Source organism: Exiguobacterium sp. UBA6282 (genome assembly GCF_002440475.1).
Lineage (GTDB): Bacteria > Bacillota > Bacilli > Exiguobacteriales > Exiguobacteriaceae > Exiguobacterium_A.
On record NZ_DJUM01000052.1, the window covers coordinates 844 to 3,868 of the forward strand.

General features: G+C 51.6%; 2 protein-coding genes. Both read left to right on the top strand.

From position 1 onward, the window contains the following. On the top strand, positions 1 to 465 hold a 465-nt coding region (locus B2751_RS13005; protein WP_290775183.1), incomplete at its 5' end, for an exonuclease SbcCD subunit D C-terminal domain-containing protein. Further along, positions 447 to 3,025 (top strand): AAA family ATPase (locus B2751_RS13010; RefSeq protein WP_290775208.1); only part of this gene is annotated, 2,579 nt, incomplete at its 3' end. The genes B2751_RS13005 and B2751_RS13010, both read left to right, overlap by 19 nt.

Genomic DNA, 3,025 nt, shown 5'->3' on the forward strand with positions numbered 1-3,025 from the left:
TACAGCGGATCGCTCTTGAAATATTCATTCTCGGAAGCCCATCACATTAAAGGGGTCGATGTGTTGACGTTGAACGATGCGGGTACGTTCGATCGTCGGTTCGAACCACTTGCACCAAAACGTGATTTGCGGGAACTGACCGGTAGTCTCACTGAGCTGACAGACCCGGCGTTCGTTGCGACACAAGACACGGACGATTACTTAAAGATCAATCTAACGGATGGTGAAGCCTTGATGGATCCGATGGGCAAGCTCAAGAAAATCTATCCGAACATCCTGCACCTCGAGCGAATTGGATTCGTCCGTGAGAGTACGCGGGCGGTCAAAGCATCGCGTGAGCAGGTCAAGGATGCTTCTGTTGCGGATCTGTTCAGTGAATTTTATGAAGCAGTTCGTGAGAAGAAGCCGACGGAAGCGATGCGAGCCGTCTTGAAGGAGGAAGCGACATGCGCCCAGAACGACTGACATTACGCGCCTTTGGTCCGTTTGCTGGTGAAGAGACGATTGATTTCACGGCACTTGCTGGACGGACGATGTTCGTCATTTCCGGGAATACAGGGGCTGGGAAAACGACGATTTTTGATGCATTGACGTTCGCGCTGTATGGCGAAACGTCCGGTGGCGAACGGGAAATGAGCGAACTGCGAAGTCATTTTGCCGTGCCCGAGCAAAAGACGGAAGTTGAACTGGAGTTTACGCTGAAAGGAGAACGGTACCGGATCATCCGCCAACCGAGTCAACCGCATCCAGTCAATAAAACCGGTTACTCGCATGAAGCCGAGCTCGCTCGGTTCGACGGAACGACATGGAAGCCGCTTGCGGTCAAGATTCCAGAAATCAAACAACGCGTTCAAGAGTTGATCCAGCTCGACCATAAACAGTTTTCACAAATTCTCCTGTTGCCACAAAATAAGTTCCGGGAACTGTTGATGGCAGAGTCAAAAGATAAATTGCAGATTCTCAAACAACTGTTCAAGACGGAACATTATGGTGAGTTCCAACAACGCTTGCACCGACAAGCGCTCGATCTTGCGGCACGCATCAAGGAAACGAAGACGAAACAATGGGCCAAGCTTGAGGAGTTACCCCTGCAAGCAAACTGGAGTGAATTAACGGAAGCGGACATCCGGTTACGAATGGAAGCGTTGACGACGGAACGGGATGAGTGGTTGACAGCGGCTCATGAAGCGGAGCAACAAACACGTACGATCGTCGAGAGCAAAACGACACGGTTGCAAAAGGGCGAACAACTCGAAGCAGCTTTCCAAGAGCAAGAGCAACTTCAACGGACGGAGCAATTGTTGCTTGAACGATCATCAGACATTAAGCGGATGCAAGAAGAAGCAACGGCTGCCGAACGTGCTCAAATCGTCGCACCATTTTTTGATCAATGGCAACAAGATCAAGAACAGCTAACACGACTTAAACGGCAACAGCAAGAAACCGAACAGCACGTCACGCGCTTGACAGAGTGGCAAGGCACCGTTCAAGACAAAGTAAATCGATTACTGGCGGAAGAACCGCAGATTGAACAACTGAGTCGTCGTCTTGAGAAAATTCAAGAAGAATGTGAACGGTTGGAAGCGGAGACCCTCTTACGGCAACAACAGCAACAACTGACAGAACGCTTAAAGCAACTTGATCCGGAACCGTTCAGGAAACAACTTGAACAAACGCGGACGGAGCGAAAGACCGTTCAGGAACAGCTACGACCATTGCAGAACGTCGGAGCAGAACGCTTACAGGCGCAAGAACGACGCTTCACCCTGCAACAGTTGGCGACGAAGTTCGCAGAGTATGACAAGTTGGAAGCAGAGCGACAACAGTTGATCGTCCGCGGTACAAGCGTCCGGAATCAAAAAGAGGCGGCAGCGCGTGCGTATGAAGTAGCTCGTAAAAGTGAACGGGAACAACTGGCTGCTGAACTTGCCAAGGGATTGACGGACGGGCTGGCTTGTCCTGTCTGTGGCAGTACGTCGCATCCGCAACATGCTGTCGCCGTCGCACAGGAACTATCGGTCGATGTAGCGCAACAGCGGTTCCTAGAAGCCCAACAAGCGCATCAAGAGTTACAAGCCTCGTACCGGACGGTTGCAGAGCGTCTGCAACAACTGACGATCGAGATTCAAAAGACGAGTGAAAACAAGTCATCTCATGCGGATGTTTCAGCACAGCTTCGGGAAGTCGAACAGACGGAAGCCCGATTAGCGTCAGCACAGACGGAAAAAGCGCGTCTTGAGACTCGCCTGCAACAACTCGAGCAATCCATGGATCAGCTACAACTGAAAATCGATGCAATGATCAAAGACCGGACCGTCATCGAATCGGAAATGGCACACTTGTCTGGTCGCCTAAGTCAATCAGGAGAGTCCACGAAATCGCTACCAGCACTCCGTGAGGAACAACAACAGGCAGAAACACGTATCGAGCAGTTTAAGCAAGACAAACAGAAACAGCTACACGAGAAGGAACAGCTCGATCGTGACTTCGCGGAACACCAAGGTCGATTCCGTCAATTGACTGAGGCATCTGCTGAACAAAGCGACCGATTAACGAGACGCGAAAAGGAATTACACGCAGTCTTGGCAGAAGAAGCGTTTCCGACGATTGAAGCCTTCCGCGATGCGAGACGGTCTCGTGACGAACTCCGTCACCTCCAAGAATGTTTGGAACAAGATCGTCTAGCGCGGCAGGAATTGAAGCTGAAGCAGGAACAAGCCCGTTTGAAGACAGAAGGTCAAGTGCGTCCGGATCTCGAACAGTTGCGGATGGATGTGAAGACGGCGTCGCTTGAACTGACGGAGCGGACCGACCGACGTGTCGGGCTTGAGAAGGAACGCGCACACATCGATCAATTGATTGCGGCTTGGGAAAGCTTGCAACGCCAGATTGAGGACGAGGATGCGAGATACGGAGTCATCGGCGAACTCGCTCGCGTTGGTGTCGGGGAGAATGCGCAACGGATGACATTCGAGACGTACGTCCAGACGGCATACTTCGATGAGATCTTGTTCGCCGCAAACCG